The following is a 19,173-nucleotide window of genomic DNA, read 5'->3' on the forward strand; positions in this document are numbered from 1 at the left end:
CGGCGGCAATTACAACGGCTTAGTCAAGCTGCTTCCTCAATTCATCCAACAGCGTAAGCGCCTCGATCGGAGTTAAGCGATTCACGTCGATCTCTTTTAATCGATCGACGATCTGTTGCGAAAGAGGCGTGAAGATTGCAAGCTGAACCGAAGAAGATTGACGTGCTTCGTGGCCCTCGAGCCGTCGTGCAGACTGCCGCTCCTGGCCCTCATGCTGAATCAGCACTTCCCGGGCGCGGCGAATTACGTCGACGGGCAATCCAGCCAGTTTGGCGACTTCAATTCCGTAGCTCTTGTCGGCAGCGCCAGGTTCCACTTTGCGCAGAAAGACAATTCCTCCAGGTGTCTCTTTGATGGAGACACGGTAGTTCTTCACCAGCGGGAGTTCCTCGCCCAGTACGGTGAGTTCGTGATAGTGAGTCGCAAACAGTGTTTTTGCTCGCGTAACGGAGTGGAGGTATTCAAGTGTCGCCCATGCCAGCGCGAGGCCATCGTACGTAGCTGTGCCCCGACCCATTTCATCAAGCAGAACGAGAGAGCGTGGAGTTGCGGTATTGAGAATGGCGGCGGTCTCGGTCATCTCAACCATGAAGGTGGAGCGGCCACGCGCGAGATTGTCGCTGGCGCCGATGCGCGTGAAGATGCGATCGACGATGCCGATCCGAGCGGCGCGTGCCGGAACAAAGGATCCCATCTGCGCCATAATGACAATCAGTGCGGTTTGTCGCAGATAAGTAGACTTGCCTCCCATATTGGGCCCGGTGAGCAGCACGATCAGCTCCGATTCGGGACTAAGAAGCAGATCGTTAGGCACGAAGCGTTCCGCTCCGCTCATGACCTGCTGTTCGACAACGGAATGGCGTGCTTCCACAAGTTCGATCACGCCAGAATCGTCGAGGGCAGGACGAGCGTACCCGCGCTCGGCTGCGATATTCGCCAGGGCCAGCAGAACATCGGCCTCAGCCAGAGCCAGAGACGTTTGCCGGATCCGTTTTGCCTCACCCGCGATCGCCGTGCGTAGTTCCGCGAAGAGACGCCGTTCGATCTCGACGATCTTCTCTTCGGCCTCAAGGACTTTGGTTTCGTATTGCTTCAGCTCCGGCGTGGTAAAGCGCTCAGCGTTGACCAGCGTTTGCTTGCGTTCAAAGTCGGCAGGAACCAGATGCAGGTTAGGCTTCGTGACCTCGAGGTAGTAGCCGAAGACCGAGTTGAACTTGATCTTCAACGAATTGATGCCGCTGCGCCGACGCTCACGCTCCTCGATCTGCGCGATGTACTGCTTGCTGTTGCGGCTCAAGTGGCGCAGCTCGTCCAGCTCTGCGTCGACTCCGGCCCGAATAACGCCGCCATCGCTGAGAGACAGTGGTGGCTCCGGAACGATCGACCGGTCTATGCGCTCGCGCACGTCGGAAAGTGGATCGATAAGAACGCTCAGCTGCTTAAGACGCGGAGCATTCAGGCGTTCGAGGCCGAGTTTTATTTCGGGAAGATACGCGAACGAAGCTGCCAACGCCAGCAGGTCGCGCGCATTCGCCGTCTCCAGAGTTACGCGACTCAGCAACCGTTCGAGATCGAGCACGCCTTCCAGCTTGCGACGCAGCTCCTCGCGATGAATCGTGTTTCCAACCGCCTCTGCCACGGCGCCTTGCCGCGCTTGAATCTCTGCTAATTCGATTGACGGACGCAGCAGCCATGAACGAAGCAGCCGCTTCCCCATCGGAGTGAGCGTTGCATCGAGCGTGCGAAACAATGTGACTTCGGGCCCGGTGCTAGAGAACAGTGGCTCGACAAGCTCCAGGTTGCGAACCGTGACCGCGTCCAGAACCAGGCAATCCTGACGGTCGTAGAAACCGATGCGATCAACGTGGTCAAGCGTTCCCCTTTGTGTGCTGCGAACGTAATGAAGTATCGCTCCGGCGGCTGTGGCCGCTGCCGGACGCGTTGCGAGTCCAAAGCCTTCGAGCGAGAGCACGCCGAATTGGTTTTCAAGAAGGGGAATGGCGTAGTCGGGCGAGAACGCCCAGTCCTCTACGGGTGTCTCCGTAAACCGCCGGTTTCCAGAGAGTGCCGCGACCTCGGTGTCCGTGGCAGCAAAGAGCGGCAACGCCGCGGGATAGAGTACCTCTCGCGGACGCATGTGTCCGAGTTCTTCAATTAACCGAGCACGATCCTGGAGCGCAAATTCGGTCGCACGAAATTCGCCTGTCGAGAGATCGAGGGCCGCGAGGCCGGCGCGATCTCCGAGCTCGGCGATAGCTGCGAGGAAGTTGTTTTCCTCAGAGGGCAGACTCGCGTCCGTGCTTGTTCCGGGCGTGAGGACACGCGTGACCTCGCGGCGAACAATTTTCTTTGCGACCTTCGGATCCTCCATCTGCTCGCAGATAGCCACGCGAAATCCTTTGCGCAGCAACTTCGCCAGATATCCCTCGGCAGCGTGGTAGGGGACGCCACACATAGGAACGGCCAGTTCTTTTTCTTTATTGCGCGACGTGAGCGTGATTTGGAGCTCGCGTGAGGCGACTACGGCATCGTCAAAGAACAGCTCATAAAAATCGCCGAGCCGGAAAAATAGCAGTGCGTTGGGATGTTGTTTCTTGATTGCGGCGTACTGCCGCATGAGAGGGGTCGAAGCTTCGGTCACTGATGGAGATTATCCGCTATAGGAGAGCAAGTGTCAGCCGAGGATCGCTGTTGAAATCGCGGTTGAATTCCCTGCGATTGAAAGCAGCATGGAGCCAATTTGCTGCACTGTGGAGACGCAGCACGCTGCGTCTCTACGTCGACCGATGCCCTACGACTAGCGCAAAGCCGCGTTCAAGCGCTTCATGGCTGCCGCAAACTTAAGAGCATTGTAGGCGGAAGGATTCTCTAACTGTTGGAAGAGGCCGTTTATGGCGGTCCTTACTTCGCCTCCGCTGGCTCCTCCCGCCTTGGCGTAAGCAATGTAAATCGAATCCAGCGCCATAGCTGCCTGCTCCGCGGCGCGCTCTCCCTGATCAGCAATGTAATCAGAATCTCCTGAGATCGCGCGCAAGAGACGAGCAGTTTTCTCGCGATCGAAAGATGCAGTGCGGAGTTCGTCCGCCAACCTGCCGGCTAGACTACCCGCCTGATCGGCGAGCTGTTCAACCTCTGTTCGGTTCGGCTGAAGCGAGCTCACCAGCGCTCCAAGCTTCTTCATCGTGTTCTGAAGTTCCTTGGCGGTATTTGCGTCAACCTCGTTGGCCACGTGCTGGAAGACGACCACGCGCGACAAGTTGTACGCAGGATCCCCCGCGCGCCGAGTCTGGTAGTACCCACGGCCTCCTCTGGGGCTTTCAGTCGCGCTGCGCAACCGCCAACTTTCGTCGGGTGGCGTCAGGCTGTGATGACAGGCAAAGCAATCGAGTTCACCATACTCAGGCCAAACCAAACCCTTTTTCCCCTCAGTTCCCTTCACTCGGCGAGCCAGCCGGCTCATGCTCTCTTTGAGTTGAACTGCCTGCCCGACGCTCCATTGGCGCACCCCAAGCAGCGGATCCTTGTCCGCCTGCTCTGGATGTCCCGGAACCTTCTCCACCCAGTGGACCGGCTCCACGGCCTGGAACGAGTCCAATTCAAAAACCAAATCCGGGTGCCCCGCCGCGATCATCTCGTGGTCAACATACTTTTCGGCCGTTCCCAGATGGCAGGTAAGGCATTTTGCTGTTCGCAAAGTCAGATTCTTGGTGTCGTACATGCCCGTCGCGACGGATTTCTCGTGTGGCCAATCGCGAGCAGTGTGTGGTCCTAACCATTGTGATGACGGACCGTGACAGTTTTCGCAGCTGACACCGTCATTGATATCGAAGTCCCGAGCCTTCTCCGCATTGCTGGCATAAAGAGCATGACAAACGAGACATTTAGGGGCGTGGGCTGCATCGGCAGCGCCTAAGCTGGCGGACCCAAGGATCTTGGCAATTCGCTGGGAAACAGAGTTATTAAGGACGTTCCAAGCCTTCGCGTGCTTGTCCTGAAGAACCCAGGTGCTGTACTCGTTTTGCAAGACCTTGGTCTGCAGCCGTACTTGAATCGATCCGTGGCAGGCCGTGGCGCTGCAGGATCCGGGTCCAACGTACCGCGCCTCTGCCGCCGAAACCGACTGCAGGAAACCAGGCTTATCCGCGGCTTGAGATGTAAGCGGGAGCAGGAATGACAATCCGACGCAGAGTCGAACAACAGCAGTGGAGCGAGCAATGGAGCAACAGCACAGCCGTCGATTCATTTGTGCGTATTCAACACTCGGGGGGAAGGATTTAAAGGTGTGTGTCCTTATACGCTCGCAAACTATAGAAATCAATTCAGAAACAGTGAATTCGATTCGCAGCGATTTTTTCTTCCCATTCCAAATCAATTCTTTACCCGTGCACAGCTCTTTGTTATAGTCCGCCTCTGACTTCGCGAAGAACTTGTTTGTTTCCCCACTCCCCCGGGACGTGTTTCTGCGCGGGTCCAAGGTCATCCCTGTGGCGATTCCCGGTACTTCACTGGCCCAACCGAGTCCAACGGCGCACAATACCGACGGCATTTTTGAGGACCTTAAAGCGATTCAGCGGGAATATGGGTACCTGCCCGCCGAAAAGCTTCAGGCGATCGCCGACGCTCGGTCTATGCACGTTCGGGAAGTTTTCGCTGTAGCCAGCTTTTACCCGCACTTTCACCTCACAGCTCCTGCGCGCGTCGATATTCGTGTGTGCACCGACATGTCGTGTCATCTTCGCGGCGCAAACGTCCTAAAGAGGCAGATCCAAGACCGCCTCTACGGACATTCCGGCACAGATTGCAGCATCCGGGAAATCTCATGCCTCGGTCGTTGCGATGGTGCGCCCGCAGTGCTTATCTCCAGTAAGACTGAAGAGCAGATTTACGACAACATCACGAGCGATCGCATCGCCGATGCCGTTGTACGAAATTTGAGTGGAGAGCCGCTGCCCCACACGCGTCCCGAGCGACTGCGGCAGGAACTGCATTCCGATCCGTACGTTGGCATGCCGAAGTATCGCGTTCTGTACAGCCTTGTTCAGACGGGCGACTTCGCCGGTGTGATCACGCTGCTAAAAGCGAGTGCCCTACGCGGCATGGGCGGTGCGGGATTCCCTACCGGAAACAAATGGGAGATAGTTCGCAACTGTGTGGACGACGAGAAGTACGTAGTCTGCAACGCCGATGAGAGCGAACCCGGCACAATCAAAGATCGCTTTATCATGCAGCACCTGCCCCACCTGCTGGTCGAGGGCATGATCATTTGTGGGCTGGTCACTGGCGCGAAAAAAGGAATTCTCTACATCCGCCATGAGTACGAGCATCCGAGAGACGCTTGCCAGGATGAAATCGATGCCTGCTACAAAGATGGACTGTTAGGCAAAAACGTCCTCGGTTCCGATTTGGATTTCGACCTGAGCATCTTCGTGAGCCCTGGCGGATACATCTGCGGAGAAGAAACCGCGCTAATCGAAGCCATTGAAGGCAAGCGCTCGGAGCCGAGGAACAAGCCTCCGTTCCCTGTTTATCAGGGCTTATGGCACAAGCCCACTGCTTTGAACAACGTCGAAACGTTTGCCTTGGCGACCGTCATCCTCGCTCGCGGTGTGGACTGGTTCAAGAACTACGGGCGCAAGGGCTCTCCTGGCATCAAGTTCGTTGGTATCAGCGGTGAAGTCCTAAATCCGGGAGTTTTTGAAGTTCCGATGGGAATTACCTACGACGAACTCATCAATGGTTACGCGGGCGGCCCGCTTCCGGGAAAAACCATCAAGGCGTTCGCTCCTTCCGGACCTTCCTCGGGATATTTGCCGGCCTCCATGCTGAATCTGCCACTCGACTGGGACACGATGTCGAAGCCGCCTGTAAGTTCCATGGTGGGATCCGGAGCTATTGTCGTTTGTTCCAACGAAGCTTGCATGCTCGACATGGCATTGAACGCGGTGAAGTTCTACCGCAACGAATCCTGCGGCAAATGTGTTCCCTGTCGTGTTGGCTCGCAAAAGTTGGTCGACATGCTCACCGCCTGGACTCAGGGCAAGCAGAATCCTACGGACCTTCAAGCGTTGGATGAACTCAATCAGGCGTTAGCACTAACTTCGATTTGTGGATTGGGACAGATTGTTCCAGCGCCGATTCAGTCAGTGATGAGGCACTTTCGCGATGAGATCGATGCCCACGTCAAAGACAAAGACTGTCCCGCGGGTGTCTGCCGGATCGGAGGCTCGTGATGGCTCCGGCAAAGGAGATCACACTCACTATCGACGAGCAGAAAGTTACCGTTCCCGCCGGTACCACGATCTTCGATGCCGCTCGCATCAACGGCATCCCTATCCCAACGCTTTGCCACCAGCAAAACGAAACTCCAGTCGGTGTCTGCCGCGTTTGCGTCGTCGATGTTGGCGCGCGTGTGTACACCGCCGCTTGCATTCGCGAAGCGGAAAACAACATGGTGGTAAAAACCAACACCGACAAGGTCAAAGGCGCGCGCAAGACCTTGGTCGAACTGCTGATGGCCGATCACCCCTCGCCGTGCGCTCGTGAACAGCAGTCGGGCGATTGCGAACTGGAGACACTGGCGAAGAGCTACAGTGTCGGCACACCACGCTTTGCCAAGCGACTGACGCCTTCGCATCAGAAAGACGAGTCCTCGCTGAGCATCATGGTGGATCACTCCGCCTGCATCCTGTGCGATCGCTGTATCCGCGGGTGTTCGGAGATTCGCCACAACTTCGTGATTGCGCGTCAGGGCAAGGGCTATGCGGCGGCCATCTCCTTCGATGCTGACCTCCCGATGGGAAGTTCCTCGTGCGTTTCATGCGGCGAGTGCATGGTTTCCTGTCCTACAGGTGCGCTGACCAACAAGAAAGTCCTCGGCCAGCAGCTTGAACATGGCGCCACTCTCAGTGGGATGTCTGTTCAAGCCCAGGAATTACTGGAGTTGCCGGTATTCAAGGGAGTCTCCGGTACATTCCTCGAACTGAACAAGGGCGCAGTGGTAAAGCGCACGTATCGGAAAGGCGAGGTCATCTGCCGCGAAGGCGACTACGGTTCTACTGCCTTCTACCTGGTGGAGGGCACCGTGGACATCTTCATCTCCACACCACGGGCTCACGTTGATACCGAAGGCTCGCAAGACGGATTCCTGAGCAAGCTTGCCAGCAAGTTGAAGCCGCGCAAGGAACACCAGCGCGAGGAAGAAAATACCGCGCGCAAGTTTATCTACATCGATGCACCCGTCGATCTCGAATACGACCATCCGGTTGCGAAACTGCATGCTGGCGATCTCTTCGGCGAGATGACGTGCATGAACTTTTATCCGCGTAGCGCGACGGTAGTCGCGTCGGAAGACGTTGTTTGCCTCGAGATGCTGCGCAATGTGCTCGACGTCCTGCAGAAGAACAAAACGTTCCGTGCCAAGCTCGATGCCAATTACCGCGTTCGCGCGCTTGAGACTCACCTCAAGAGCGTTCCGGTCTTTACTTCTCTTACGCAGGACTTCATCGACCACCTTCGTGATCGCGTCGAACTGCTGCGCTTTGCTCCCGGCCAGGTGATCTGTCGTCAGGGCGATCCGGCCGACAGCTTCTATCTGGTTCGCATTGGTTTCATTAAGGTCAGCGAAGATCATCCCGGCGGGGAACTGGTGCTCTCGTATCTGGCCCGCGGAAACTACTTCGGCGAAATCGGATTGCTCTCTGATGAGGGCCGCCGTACCGCGACTTGTGCCGCTCTCGATCACGTGGAGGTCGTCAAGATTCATCGCGAGGACTTCCGCGAGATGGTGGGACGCTTCCCGCAAGTGCGAGCGAGCCTCGAAGCCGTGGCACGCGAGCGTATCGAGGAAAATCGCAGCCGCATGCATAACCTGCAGAGCGTGCCGGTGGACGACTTCCTGAAGCAAGGCTTGATGGACGCCCAAAGCCTGCTCGTGCTCGATCTGGATCGCTGCACGCGCTGCGATCAATGTGTGAAAGCCTGCGCCGACGCGCACGACGGTATTACCCGGCTCATTCGTGACGGCCTGCGCTTTGAGAACTATCTGGTAGCCACATCTTGTCGCCAGTGCCGCGATCCGCTGTGCATGGTGGGTTGTCCAGTGGGATCGATTCGTCGCCGCAATTCACTTGAAGTGATTATTGAAGACTGGTGTGTAGGTTGCGGCTTGTGCGCGAATAACTGTCCCTACGGAAACATCAATCTGCACGAATTCCCCGCTCCAGCCGGAAGCACTGGGCAAAAGGCCACTGTCAAGAAAGCTACTTCGTGCAATCTCTGCTACGACCATCCCGAACCGAGCTGCGTCTACGCGTGTCCACATGATGCCGCGCATCGTATTAATCCACCGGAGTTCTTCGGCCAGATACTGGGCGGCAAGCAGGTCGAAGGCGTGCCCTACAGCATGGCTCCCGGAATGATGGACCGAAGGAAGTAGAGTCGATGCTCATCGATCGAACACATCGACAGTGGTTCTGGGGCAGCGTGATCGGACTCACGGTGGGACTCGCAGTCTATATTCCCTATGCCCACTTCACCATCGGAGGAGCACGCGGTGGAACGATCATCGGCATCCTCTACGGGATCGTCGGTTTCGGCTTCATGATCTTCGCAGGCCTGCTAAGCCTGCGAAAAAGGTTCCCAGTCTGGCGCATCGGGCGCACATCCACGTGGATGCGCGGCCATATCTGGCTCGGTCTCATCAGTTATCCAATCATCTTCTTGCACTCGGGCTTTTCTTTCGGGAAAGGCACGCTTACGTGGTGGATGATGGTGATTTTCACGATCGTTTTTGTAAGCGGAATTGTCGGAGCAATTCTTCAGCACTATCTGCCGAAGGTAATGACCAAACAAATCCCTTACGAAACCATCTACGCGGAGATTCCAGTCATTCGCGGCCAGCTTTTGGACGAGGCTGATGTGAAGGTCGCCGAGGTAACTGGAGTCTCCATGAGCACCAACGCAGTCGCGACTGCGTCGGAAGACACGGGCGGCGTGATCGTAACGCTGGTGCAGATGGAAGAGGATATTCGCAACGAGTTAACCCGCTTTTACAACAACGAGCTGAGGCCCTTCCTGGAAAAGTCTGGGGGGAAGGCCTGCCCGATCAGCGATCGCGCAAACTCGGTGGCCCTGTTCGCTAATTTGAAGACGCTTTTACCCGATGAGATTCACCCAACCATCGTCGATCTCGAAAGCATTTGCGAGGAGAAGCGGGAGCTTGACCAGCAAATCGTATTGCATCGCATTCTGCATGGATGGTTGTTCATCCACGCTCCTTTGTCATTAGCTCTGCTCGTTATGGGAGCGATTCATGCAGTGATCGCTCTGAGTTACTAGCACGGAACCATGGCCCGGAAACGCACAGCCAAGAGCCTCGGACAACGACACGACTTCCACTACTTCCAAAGGTGGGGGCGATGGCGATTACTCCGTGCTGGGCTGATGAGCGCTCTTCCGGCGCTCGCCATCATTTGGCTCGTCGGCTATGCGCTCCAACGGAATGCGGCGCCTTACTCCAGCGGCCCGCTCTCGTCGGTGCACTCGTTTACCGGTAAGCGTTGCGATACCTGCCACGCACCAGCACTCAAGGCAGGATTCATAAGCGTTGGCTTCCGCAAGCATGTCAGCGATAAGGCGTGCCTCAGCTGCCATCAGGCTCCGGACCACCAGGCACTGCAGACGTTCACTCCGAACTGCGCATCCTGCCACAGCGAACATGTCGGATCGCAGCACCTGCGCCAGGCTACGGATGAAACCTGCGTGCAGTGCCACGGCGATCTCAAGGTAAAGAACGGCTCGCCGCATTATCAGACTGCGATCTATAACTTTGACGCAAAGCATCCCGAGTTCGCTCCCCTGCGCGTTGACACTCGCGATCCTGGCACTATCAGGCTGAATCATGCGGTGCACATGCGGGCTGGGCTACTTGGTCCGAACTCGCAGCCCGTACAGATGCAATGCCAGGATTGCCATCGCACGCCGGCCGAGCAAGGTGGACCTTGGAAATACGGACAGGCGCGCATGGTGGAAGCAGCCTTACACTCCCCAGATCCACATAATCCGGCGATGCCGCCCGAGCCAGTGCGTCCCGGAACGGGACGGGCCTACATGGCCGCTCCCACATTCGCGACCGCCTGCCAAAGCTGCCACGCGCTGCAATTTGACAGTCACTTCTCCGAATCGGTGCCCCACGATAAACCTGAAGTCGTACACGAGTTCATCGTGGGCAAGTTAACGGAGTACATCAAGAAGCATCCGGAGGCAGTGAATGAGCCGCCTCGTCCAATGCGGATTATGTTCGGTGGAACGATCTCTCGCGAGCCGCAGACGGCCAAGATCGCCCACAGTCCGGAGGAGTGGGTAACGCTACGCACTTTAGATGCCGAAACTCTGCTCTGGCACAAGACATGTCAACAGTGCCATTCACTCAAGTACACGCAAACCGATCAGAACGGGCTCGCGGGACTGCCCGAAGTGGCGCCGTCAAACATCAAACCGGTGTGGCTGCCTAACTCCGTCTTCAGCCACTACGCTCACGTCAGCATCGACTGCAAGTCCTGTCACACTCGCACGCTTACCAGCCAGGAAACAGCAGACGTCCTGATTCCCAGCATCAAGACCTGCCAGCAGTGCCATAACGGCGAGCCCACAAAGATCGGGCAGGCTCAGAATGGCTGCTTCCTTTGCCACCAGTACCACAACTGGAAGCAAAGAAATGAACCGTTCACTCCAACTCACAACCTGCAAGAACTGAGGGGTGCAAACGGCTCATCTTCACCATCTGGAGCGCACTCACAGCTCGAAGCAAGTACGTTCGGTTTTCATCTCCTGAAGTCCGGCTCCAAGTCCCGCTAATTTCACCTCACTCCGTTTCTGCGCGAAATTGTTATTCTGAAGTGACTCGTGTGTTTTCAACGGCTTCCGGGCTGCGAATGCTATCGGCCAAGCCTCAACGTAACTAACGGACATACGCTAACCAGATGCTATGGTTGTACTTAGCGTCCAATGAAGACTCCCCCAAAACGCAAATGGGCTTCCCGCGTTAAGGCGGCGAAGGAGAGAATCAGGGCTCTCCGCAGGCCTATCTATGTCGTTTCTTTGTCGTTGCTTGCGGCCGGTTTTTTTGCATTCACCTTCAGCGTCAATCGGCTCTATGCCGAGAAGCGGAGCCACCTCAGCGCCTACTGGTTCCAGCAGGGACAAGCGGAGTTAGAGGAAGGCCGCCCGCAAAATGCCATCCCTGATTTAAGGACGGCTCTTCTCTACTCGCACGAGAATTCTCGATATCAACTCAACCTCGCGCGTGCGCTTGCAGCCGCCAATCGCGTTCCGGAAGCCCGATCTTATTTCCTTAACCTGCTTGAGGAAGAGCCGGGTAACGGCTCGGTCAATCTTGAACTCGCTCGCCTTTCGGCCAAAGACAACGATCCAAATCAGGCCAGACGCTACTTTAATGGCGCGATCTACGGGGCGTGGGACACGGATCCCATTTTGAAACGGCAGCAGGTTCGGCAGGAGCTGATCAGCTTTCTCATCGCAAATGATCTCAAAACTCAGGCACACGGCGAACTGATGAGCTATACGGCGGAGATGCCGAGTACGCCGAACGCTCAACTCTGGGTAGCACGGACATTCACAAAACTCGGCGACGATCGCAGTGCTCTGGATTTCTTTGTTGCCGCTTCGCAAACGAACCGTCGAGACGTAACGGCGCTACTCGGAGCAGGCTGGGCAGCCTTTCGACTAGGTCGCTATCGTGAGGCAGTGGAGTACTTCAAAGGGGCGGAGTCGCTGCATGAAGATCCTTCGACACTGCAGATGATCGAGCTCGTGACCTCGGTGATCGAGCTCAATCCATTCGACAGCAGCATTTCCGCCGCGGAACGACGTCACCGGCTCATGCTGGCGATGGGGATCGCCGATCAGCGACTAAAAACGTGTGCCGACTCTCATGACGTTGATCTCGACACCGTCAGTGGCGATCCGCTCCAGCTTGCCCGCTCGCAGTGGAGCTATTTGAATCGACAGCTCCGTGGCACATACAACAATTCGGGACTCGTGCAATTGCTCGCCCCAGTCGCCTCGCTCATCACCAACATCGAGCAAAACGGCGGATGCGGCGCGCAAACGCCAAATGACCAGGCAATGCTGCGCATTTACCAAGGTGGAGGGGAGCTGCAAAGGTGATAGATACTAATGTCATCGCTCCGAATAGCCCACCTGTGATTGAAGACAGAGCTGCACCGGAGACGCCGGCGCAGGGCGAACGTTTCTTTCTATTACTCGCAATCTTCATCGGCATCTTCTCGGGACTGGCGGTTGTTTGCTTTCGCATCACGATTGACTTTCTTCGAATTGTACTGCTGGGTTCGTCCGTCACGCCTACCTTCCCGCGCATTCTCTTAGCACCTGCCCTGACCGGAATCGTGATCGCCCTGCTAGTCATGTTCGTTTTTCCGCGCGTGCGTGGCAGCGGGGTCAACCAGACCAAGTCTGCACTGTATGTCTACGACGGATACATCCCATTTCGGACCGCGATCGGAAAATTCATCTGCTCAGCATTGGCTATCGGTTCTGGCCAGTCCTTGGGTCCCGAGGATCCGTCTTTGCAGATTGGTGCCTCAATTGCCTCTGCGCTCGGTCGAAAGCTGGAACTCACGCGAGAGAGGTTGCGCCTAATTGCTCCGGTTGGCGCAGCGGCCGGACTTGCCGCCGCATTCAACTCACCTATCTCCGCAATCCTGTTTGTAATCGAGGAAGTCATTGGACGCTGGACAGCGGGATTTCTCGGAGCGGTTGTGCTGTCAGCCGTATCAAGCGTCGTGGTTGCTCGTTACTTCCTCGGATCGCAGCCGTTGTTCCGCATTCCGGAAGTGCAGTTCATCGCACCCAGCGAGTTGCTTGCGTATGCAGCCCTTGGAATTGTGGGCGCCTTTGCGTCGGTCCTGCTCGCAAAAGCAATTCAAGTGCTCCGTCCTCGAATGAAGGCCCTCCCGCGCTGGACGCAGCTTTTTCAGCCAGCGCTCGCAGGCCTGATCATCGGCGCGATCGCGCTCGCCGGACGTCCCGAGGTGATGGGAGCCGGTTACGAGTTTATCGATCAGGCGATGCATGACCAGTTTCCCTGGAAAATCCTTGCGATCCTTGCTGGTCTGAAGATCCTCACAACAGTGCTCTCGTTCGTCAGCGGGACACCCGGCGGAATGTTTGCTCCCACGCTATTCATTGGGGCCATGCTCGGAAGCGCCGTGGGCGGTGTCGAGCGGCACTTCTTTCCTCATCTGACACTATCGATCGGGACTTATGCGCTGGTAGGCATGGGAGTGCTCTTCGCGGGCTTCCTGCGCGTTCCCATGACTTCGGTCTTCATGGTGCTGGAGGTGAGCGGCAATTACTCCATTATTGTTCCGGTGATTCTTGCCAACACGCTCTCTTACCTGATTTCCCGAAACCTTCAACCCGTTCCCATTTTTGACTTGCTCAGCCGGCAGGACGGTCTCGGATTGCCCTCAATGGAGGAGCAACGCGAAGAGCGTGTCTTGCGAGTGGAAGACGCCATGCGCGCCGTCGACGTTCCCGTTATCGATTCCCAGATCCCAGCCGACGAAGCTCTTGAAATTGCAGAAAACCACGCCGCAGCTGAGATTCTGGTGGACGATCCTCCATTTGGTTGGTCGAGTCTCACGGTTGGAGCTTTGCGCGATGCAGTAGAGCAAAATTCCAGCGAGCCCACCGTTGCCAGTCTCCTCTCCGAACCGCACATGCCGCCGATCTACCCGGATCACAGCCTCGATTTTGTCTTGCGACACATTTCGCAATGGTCGTTCCTGCCAGTAACTCATCGTGCTAATAACCGAAGGATCGTTGGCTTGATCACGATGAACGATGTGATGAAGGCATTCGATAAGTGATGTCGGGATTTTCGTCCCGGGTTGAACGGCTTACCGTCATGACTCCGCCTCGTCTAATCCCTTAATGAAATCCAGGATTGCAGCAGCTTTACTACTCTTCTCGGCGTTCTCACTGGCACAGCAAACGTCGGACCACAACGCTGGCGTCGTCCAGCGCGGAGATGAGGTGATGGGCTTCTCTCACGACAAGACCACACATCGCTTTCGCCTGTACAAGGACGGTGGCAGCATCGAGGCGCTTGCCAACAATCCAACCGATGCGACAAGCCGCGACGAAATTCGCGAACACCTGCAGCACATCGCCGGCATGTTCAAGAGCGGAGACTTCAATGCTCCTATGTTGATCCATGCCCGCACGCCACCTGGCGTTCCCACCATGAACAAGCTGCGCGATCAGATTCAGTACCGAGTCGAAGAAACTCCAAATGGAGCGCGGGTTCGAGTATCAAGCGAAAATGCCAAGGCAGTTGCTGCCATTCACGATTTCCTCCGCTTCCAGATTCAGGATCATCAAACTGGAGACCCGACGACGATCAGCAAGGAATAGGAACGCAGTCGAGCCAGTGCACTGGACAAACGTTGTGCTTTTGTCCCAAGCCTTGCTGCCGCGAAGCAGCACTCTTTTTTGAAACTGTCATCCCTCGCGGCGCCCACAAATACGTGGAGCATTCGAAAATGCCGGCTGTTGCGGCGCGGGGGATCTGCTGTTGTGCAGAGTGACTGCATAACAAAAGCAGATCCCCCGGGCCGCGCTAGCCTCGATGGCTCATTCACATCAACGAGGCGGCCCGAGGGATGACAGTTTCTGGGAGGATTAAGGCTTCTCGGTACGAATGTCCAATCGCGCATACTGCAAGCTCAAATGCTCAGCTTGACGAGAGAACCAGTTGTGCAATTCACTACTCCGCGAACCTCTTCCTGACCTCTTCGATTTTCTCGCTCTTCCAAAAGCGCTTGTAGTTATCGAGTGACATGAAGGTGCGACTAAGCATTCGATCGATGTAAATAGTTCCGTTCAAGTGATCGATCTCATGCTGCAGGATTCTGGCGTACCAGCCGGAAGCACGAATCGTCTTTGGCTCGGCGCGTTCATCGAGGCACTCGACTGTTACCTCTCGTGAACGCGGCACCAGAGCCGTGAAACCGTCAAGACTCAAGCATCCTTCAAAGAACTCGATCGAAGGCTCACTGGCAGAAGTGATTCTGGGATTAATGATCACGTGAAACGGAACTGCTGTTCGCTCCCGCGCAGCCAGGTCACTTGCCGAGAGTTCGGTCCAATACTCCGGTGGATCTTCGATAATTGCGAGCTGTATCGGAACCCCTACCTGAGGAGCTGCTAGTCCGACACCTGGCGCGTCTCGCAGCGTGTCATGCATCGATGAGATCAACTCTTGAATAGGACCGGAAAGAATCTCTTCTGAACTGAGCGGCCGAGCCCGGTCGCGTAACACCGGTTCTCCAACTTGAAGGAGCTTGAGCAGCATTGTCATCGGGCAAGCGCAAAAGCGACGAGCGTAGTGCCATTCTCCCCAAGCTCAATCAGAAGCGAGTCTTCCAGGTGTTCGGGATCGGGCTTCATCTCGCAGGCGGCGATGTCTTCATTGCTCGCGCCGTGAAAACACAGCTCGCAGACCCCAAGGCCGCCGCCCTCGTTGCGGACTGGCGGTCCAAAGACGCGGCAAGTCATCGGCCGGAATTGGTAAAGATCGCAGGTGCCTGACTCCGGATCCAGCGCGGGACACACCTCTTCATCGGCAAAATCGAGGAATCGCGCCTCCCCCTGATCGCTCTCGTCGAGGATTCCCGATTCAGGATCTCCAGGAAATTGCGGCGTCACCCGATGTAAATAAGCTCGTGCTCGCAACTGAACTTGGCCTGCGCGATCGGGATCGCTACGTTTCAGCTGTGCGAGTCCATCGCGCAGGCGAGCGACATCCAGAGCGTTGATGGCGAATGCCCCCACGCAGCACTGCGTGCAGCCGGGACGGCAGACCAGCCAGTCTCCGGCCCGCCGAGCTGCATCCTCGAGCGCGGCGTCGACTATTTGAACTAATTCTCGATCCCGGGCTGGACGCCGACAAGGCATGCGTCAGCATAACGCAACTTGTATTGCTGGTAGGTAACCGATCAGTTTGACGATTACTTGTGGCCCCCAAAGTCGCAATCAACACCTCGAGACTGTCATCCCTCGCGTCCGCCGCGGCGGACGCGGGGGATCTGCTTTTGTGCGCATCGAAGAACAGCGGATCCCCCACTCCGCGTTGACATCACTGACACCACAAACGGCTTTGCTGCGGAGTGAGGGATGACAGTTCGTGGAGTTAAGGAGGCTCTTGAGCTAAAACCACGGAGTCTGTAATCGACATTTTCTCGAAACCGACCACTACCGATTGGTGTGCGGACACGACGAAGAAGAAACGCGAGCGCCGTCTCTCGTCGCGTACCGCGATCGCTTCGTGAGCTACTTATTGATGTCGTCCTTGGCTTCCAAACGTTTTACCAGACCGTTCAAGGCTGGCTTGTAGATATCGGGAGCCTCGTTAACTGCAAGCTTCATCTCCTTCACGGCATTGTCGTAGTCGCCGTGGGCAACTGATAGGCGAGCAGCCTCGTTGCGTGCGACCCAGCCTTTGGGATATTTCTTCACGTTTGTGCGAAACAGTTCGAGCGCCTGATCCTGATGTCCCTGGCTCTGCAGCTGCCTGGCATAGCCGTGGATCTGGAGCGCATTGGCGAGGTCAAGCGCCTGGGCGCGGGCTGCAGCCGATTCATCCTTCTTGCCCATCGCTTCGAGCACCTGCGATTTCGTAATCAGGTTGTCGAATCGGGATTCCACCTGAATGGAGTGATTCGCATAGTCGAGAGCCTGCGGGAGGTTCGTTTTACTGGCGAGGAAATAGTTGGCAGCCTCGTCCCATGGCTCCCAAATGTACTGCGCGCCTCCGCGGAGCTGGTTTTTGACATCGGCTTGCACGACATCGCTGACTGGCACACCGATCCGGAATGGGACAGAGACTTTCTCCCAGCGCATCGTGACCAGCGTCGAGTCCGGAGTCACATCGTCAAAGTCGTAAACGAGTGCCTCACGAAACTCGCCGGATTGTGGCTTTACCGAGACACGCAGCGCATCCTCGTCTTCTTTATATGAGAAGCTTCCCCAGGCAGTGGACACTTTCGAGAAGATCACGGTCCACTCGTTCTCTCCGGGAATCATGTGGAGACCGTAAGTCCCTTTTGCGAGCTGTTTGCCTTCAACCGTGACCGGATCGGCAAATTCGATGGTGGTGTTCTCATTCGCGCCAGCCCGCCAAACCTGCCCATAGGGGACGAGCTTCCCCCATATCTGGCGTTTGTTGACCAGAGGACGGCTGTAGTTGATCGAGATATCCGTGATGCCCACGCGCTGCGTGACCAGGGCATGCTGGCTGGCGCGTGGCAGGTTCAAGATGCTTTGTGCATACGACTCGGCCGCGCCGAACATCATCGCGCCGATCGCAAGAAATGCGAGCAGCATTCGCTTTTGCATATGTGGTTAACCTCCGCCTTTGGACGGATGTAAAAAGAGATTTGTAAGCAGAGTTGCAGAGATCTCGAGGACCATTGGTCCCCAGAACCCAACGAAATGTCACAGGAGAATCGCGCGGTCGGAGAGCGCATTCTGAACAGAAATCTTGCCAGCAATGCGACTGGAGACCTGCCTTGTCGGCGTACAGAAAGAGTCGTCACCCAGTGAGGGCCATGTACGACAGAAATTCACTGCTTATTCACTGTTATTCACTGTTCTCTAAACCGACATTCGCGCAGATTCGGGAAAATTCAATAACGTCTCGGTTATTTTGCAGAAATTCACTGTTCTCGCGAAAAAGTTCTTGAACCGCGAAGGCCTCAGTTCCCCTTCATCTTCCCTTTCACTGACCTCGCCAGCTTCTCGATTTCCTCAGCCTTTTTGATCACGTCGAGGGAAAGTGTGTGTTCGTTAGTCTTGTCGACATACTCTTTGAGTTCAGTCGCGAGTTGAAGCAGGCGATCGGTATCTTTCTGCAGCGACGTCTGCCGTTGCTTGTTCATCGCCTTCTCGCGGTCGTGCTCGATCTTCTCTTCTGCAGGATCTTTTGGTCGCTCACGGCCAAATGGAGGCTCCTGTGTCGGACTCTGGATGTTGCTGTCGATCTGAGCGAAGCAATTCGACATCAGTAAAAAAATGAGCAGAAAGATTACAAAAGCGGGATAACGCACAAGCACCTCAACTCGATTGCGGAATATGGCCGATTATAGCTATCGCCAGCACGTTATGCGGCTCAGGCTGCGTCTTCTTGCTTGCTATAATCCAGCTTCCGCCAACGCAATTCATGAGCATCCTGGGCACAAACATCCTCTCTGAACCTATCTGGCGGCGCGTGTTTTCCGCGTGGCACGACGATCTCGCCAACTGGGCGCGGCTGCATGTGCCGCGCATTCTCGTAATCCTGATCGTGGCGGGCGTTCTCACCCGTTTGCTGGGACTGTTAACCCGAAAATTGCAGGATTTCAGCCGACGCAACGCTCTGCCCAGCGGCATCCGTGCGACTCAATTGCGTACTCTGGCGTCAATCATCCAAAGCGTCGGCGGCTTCGTAATTTTCTTCTTCGCACTTCTGCAGATCCTTGACGATGTCGGTATCGATGTAAAACCGTTCCTTGCCAGCGCGGGCATCGTTGGTTTGGCAGTCGGCTTCGGTGCGCAAACCCTGGTGAAAGATGTGATCAACGGCTTTTTCATCATCATCGACAACATCTATGACCTCGGCGATCTCGTGAAAATTGCCGGTGTACAGGGTACCGTCGAACAGATGTCGCTACGCATGACCGTATTGCGCGACGACACCGGAGCAGTGCATTCCGTTCCCAACAGCGAGATCAAGATCGTCTCCAACATGACTCGCGACTGGGCACAGGTCGCGCTGCATGTCTCAGTGGACTATAGCGAGAGTTCCGATCGCGTAATCGAGCTGCTAAAAGAAGTCGTCTCCGGTCTGCGGGACGATCCAGAGTTCGGAAAGGATATTGTGGGAGAACCCGAGGTGCCAGGGATTGAGCGCGTGAGCGGATCGGAAGTCGACTACCTGGTGATTGTGAAGGCTGGTCCAGGCAGCCAGCATGCGGTTCGGCGTGAACTGCGCAAACGAATCAAGGCTTCTTTAGAAAAGAATGGCATAAAAGCCGGCGCGCCCAACCGTATGTATGTAATGGAAGCTCCCCCTGCCAGTCGGTAATCTGATCG

At 56.2% G+C, this 19,173-nt stretch carries 14 protein-coding genes; 8 read left to right on the forward strand and 6 right to left on the reverse strand.

Going from position 1 to position 19,173, the window contains the following annotated elements:
* Window positions 1-19 precede the first annotated feature (19 nt).
* The gene (mutS, locus tag VNX88_06545; GenBank protein HWY68305.1) at window positions 20-2,641 is read right to left on the reverse strand and encodes a DNA mismatch repair protein MutS; all 2,622 of its coding nucleotides are present in this window, start codon (window positions 2,639-2,641) and stop codon (window positions 20-22) included.
* A 156-nt stretch (window positions 2,642-2,797) separates the two neighbouring features.
* The gene (locus VNX88_06550; GenBank protein ID HWY68306.1) at window positions 2,798-4,243 is read right to left on the reverse strand and encodes a multiheme c-type cytochrome; all 1,446 of its coding nucleotides are present in this window, start codon (window positions 4,241-4,243) and stop codon (window positions 2,798-2,800) included.
* A 241-nt stretch (window positions 4,244-4,484) separates the two neighbouring features.
* Between VNX88_06550 and VNX88_06555 the strand changes: the two genes are divergently transcribed.
* The 7 genes from VNX88_06555 (at window position 4,485) to VNX88_06585 (ending at window position 14,457) form a co-directional block, all read left to right on the forward strand.
* Window positions 4,485-6,230 carry an NADH-ubiquinone oxidoreductase-F iron-sulfur binding region domain-containing protein gene (locus VNX88_06555; protein HWY68307.1) on the forward strand — a complete coding sequence of 582 codons (1,746 nt, stop codon included), beginning with the start codon at window positions 4,485-4,487 and terminating at the stop codon, window positions 6,228-6,230.
* Window positions 6,230-8,434, forward strand: a complete 2,205-nt coding sequence (locus tag VNX88_06560; GenBank protein ID HWY68308.1) for a cyclic nucleotide-binding domain-containing protein — start codon at window positions 6,230-6,232, stop codon at window positions 8,432-8,434. The genes VNX88_06555 and VNX88_06560 overlap by 1 nt, the downstream gene beginning before the upstream one ends.
* A gap of 5 nt (window positions 8,435-8,439) precedes the next feature.
* Window positions 8,440-9,336, forward strand: coding sequence for a hypothetical protein (locus VNX88_06565; GenBank protein ID HWY68309.1), 897 nt, complete (start codon window positions 8,440-8,442; stop codon window positions 9,334-9,336).
* 9 nt (window positions 9,337-9,345) lie between these two features.
* On the forward strand, window positions 9,346-10,854 hold the full coding sequence (locus VNX88_06570) for a cytochrome c3 family protein (protein ID HWY68310.1): 1,509 nt from the start codon (window positions 9,346-9,348) through the stop codon (window positions 10,852-10,854).
* A gap of 150 nt (window positions 10,855-11,004) precedes the next feature.
* Entirely contained in the window at window positions 11,005-12,186 is a 1,182-nt protein-coding gene (locus tag VNX88_06575; GenBank protein HWY68311.1) for a tetratricopeptide repeat protein, read from the forward strand.
* On the forward strand, window positions 12,183-13,910 hold the full coding sequence (locus tag VNX88_06580; GenBank protein HWY68312.1) for a chloride channel protein: 1,728 nt from the start codon (window positions 12,183-12,185) through the stop codon (window positions 13,908-13,910). The genes VNX88_06575 and VNX88_06580 overlap by 4 nt, the downstream gene beginning before the upstream one ends.
* Window positions 13,911-13,974: 64 nt before the next feature.
* On the forward strand, window positions 13,975-14,457 hold the full coding sequence (locus VNX88_06585) for a hypothetical protein (GenBank protein HWY68313.1): 483 nt from the start codon (window positions 13,975-13,977) through the stop codon (window positions 14,455-14,457).
* A gap of 352 nt (window positions 14,458-14,809) precedes the next feature.
* Here VNX88_06585 and def read toward each other — a convergent pair whose 3' ends face one another.
* The 4 genes from def to VNX88_06605 form a co-directional block, all read right to left on the reverse strand.
* Entirely contained in the window at window positions 14,810-15,403 is a 594-nt protein-coding gene (gene def, locus VNX88_06590; protein HWY68314.1) for a peptide deformylase, read from the reverse strand.
* Window positions 15,400-15,999, reverse strand: coding sequence for a YkgJ family cysteine cluster protein (locus tag VNX88_06595; protein HWY68315.1), 600 nt, complete (start codon window positions 15,997-15,999; stop codon window positions 15,400-15,402). Before VNX88_06595 ends, def begins: the two co-directional genes overlap by 4 nt.
* A 375-nt stretch (window positions 16,000-16,374) precedes the next feature.
* Window positions 16,375-17,439 carry a DUF2911 domain-containing protein gene (locus tag VNX88_06600; GenBank protein ID HWY68316.1) on the reverse strand — a complete coding sequence of 355 codons (1,065 nt, stop codon included), beginning with the start codon at window positions 17,437-17,439 and terminating at the stop codon, window positions 16,375-16,377.
* A 359-nt stretch (window positions 17,440-17,798) separates the two neighbouring features.
* Entirely contained in the window at window positions 17,799-18,149 is a 351-nt protein-coding gene (locus VNX88_06605; protein HWY68317.1) for a hypothetical protein, read from the reverse strand.
* A gap of 77 nt (window positions 18,150-18,226) precedes the next feature.
* Between VNX88_06605 and VNX88_06610 the strand changes: the two genes are divergently transcribed.
* Entirely contained in the window at window positions 18,227-19,165 is a 939-nt protein-coding gene (locus tag VNX88_06610; protein HWY68318.1) for a mechanosensitive ion channel family protein, read from the forward strand.
* Window positions 19,166-19,173 lie beyond the last annotated feature (8 nt).

It is taken from the genome of Terriglobales bacterium, from assembly GCA_035567895.1.
In the GTDB taxonomy this organism is placed as follows: Bacteria; Acidobacteriota; Terriglobia; order Terriglobales; family Acidobacteriaceae; genus Gp1-AA112.

Bases quoted from the DNA above. Each gene is read 5' to 3' on its own strand.
- VNX88_06600 (HWY68316.1), bottom strand. From the start codon at position 17,439: ATGCAAAAGCGAATGCTGCTCGCATTTCTTGCGATCGGCGCGATGATG.
- VNX88_06550 (HWY68306.1), bottom strand. From the start codon at position 4,243: ATGAATCGACGGCTGTGCTGTTGCTCCATTGCTCGCTCCACTGCTGTT.
- VNX88_06570 (HWY68310.1), top strand. From the start codon at position 9,346: ATGGCCCGGAAACGCACAGCCAAGAGCCTCGGACAACGACACGACTTC.
- VNX88_06585 (HWY68313.1), top strand. From the start codon at position 13,975: ATGAAATCCAGGATTGCAGCAGCTTTACTACTCTTCTCGGCGTTCTCA.
- VNX88_06565 (HWY68309.1), top strand. From the start codon at position 8,440: ATGCTCATCGATCGAACACATCGACAGTGGTTCTGGGGCAGCGTGATC.
- VNX88_06575 (HWY68311.1), top strand. From the start codon at position 11,005: ATGAAGACTCCCCCAAAACGCAAATGGGCTTCCCGCGTTAAGGCGGCG.
- VNX88_06560 (HWY68308.1), top strand. From the start codon at position 6,230: ATGGCTCCGGCAAAGGAGATCACACTCACTATCGACGAGCAGAAAGTT.
- VNX88_06595 (HWY68315.1), bottom strand. From the start codon at position 15,999: ATGCCTTGTCGGCGTCCAGCCCGGGATCGAGAATTAGTTCAAATAGTC.
- def (HWY68314.1), bottom strand. From the start codon at position 15,403: ATGACAATGCTGCTCAAGCTCCTTCAAGTTGGAGAACCGGTGTTACGC.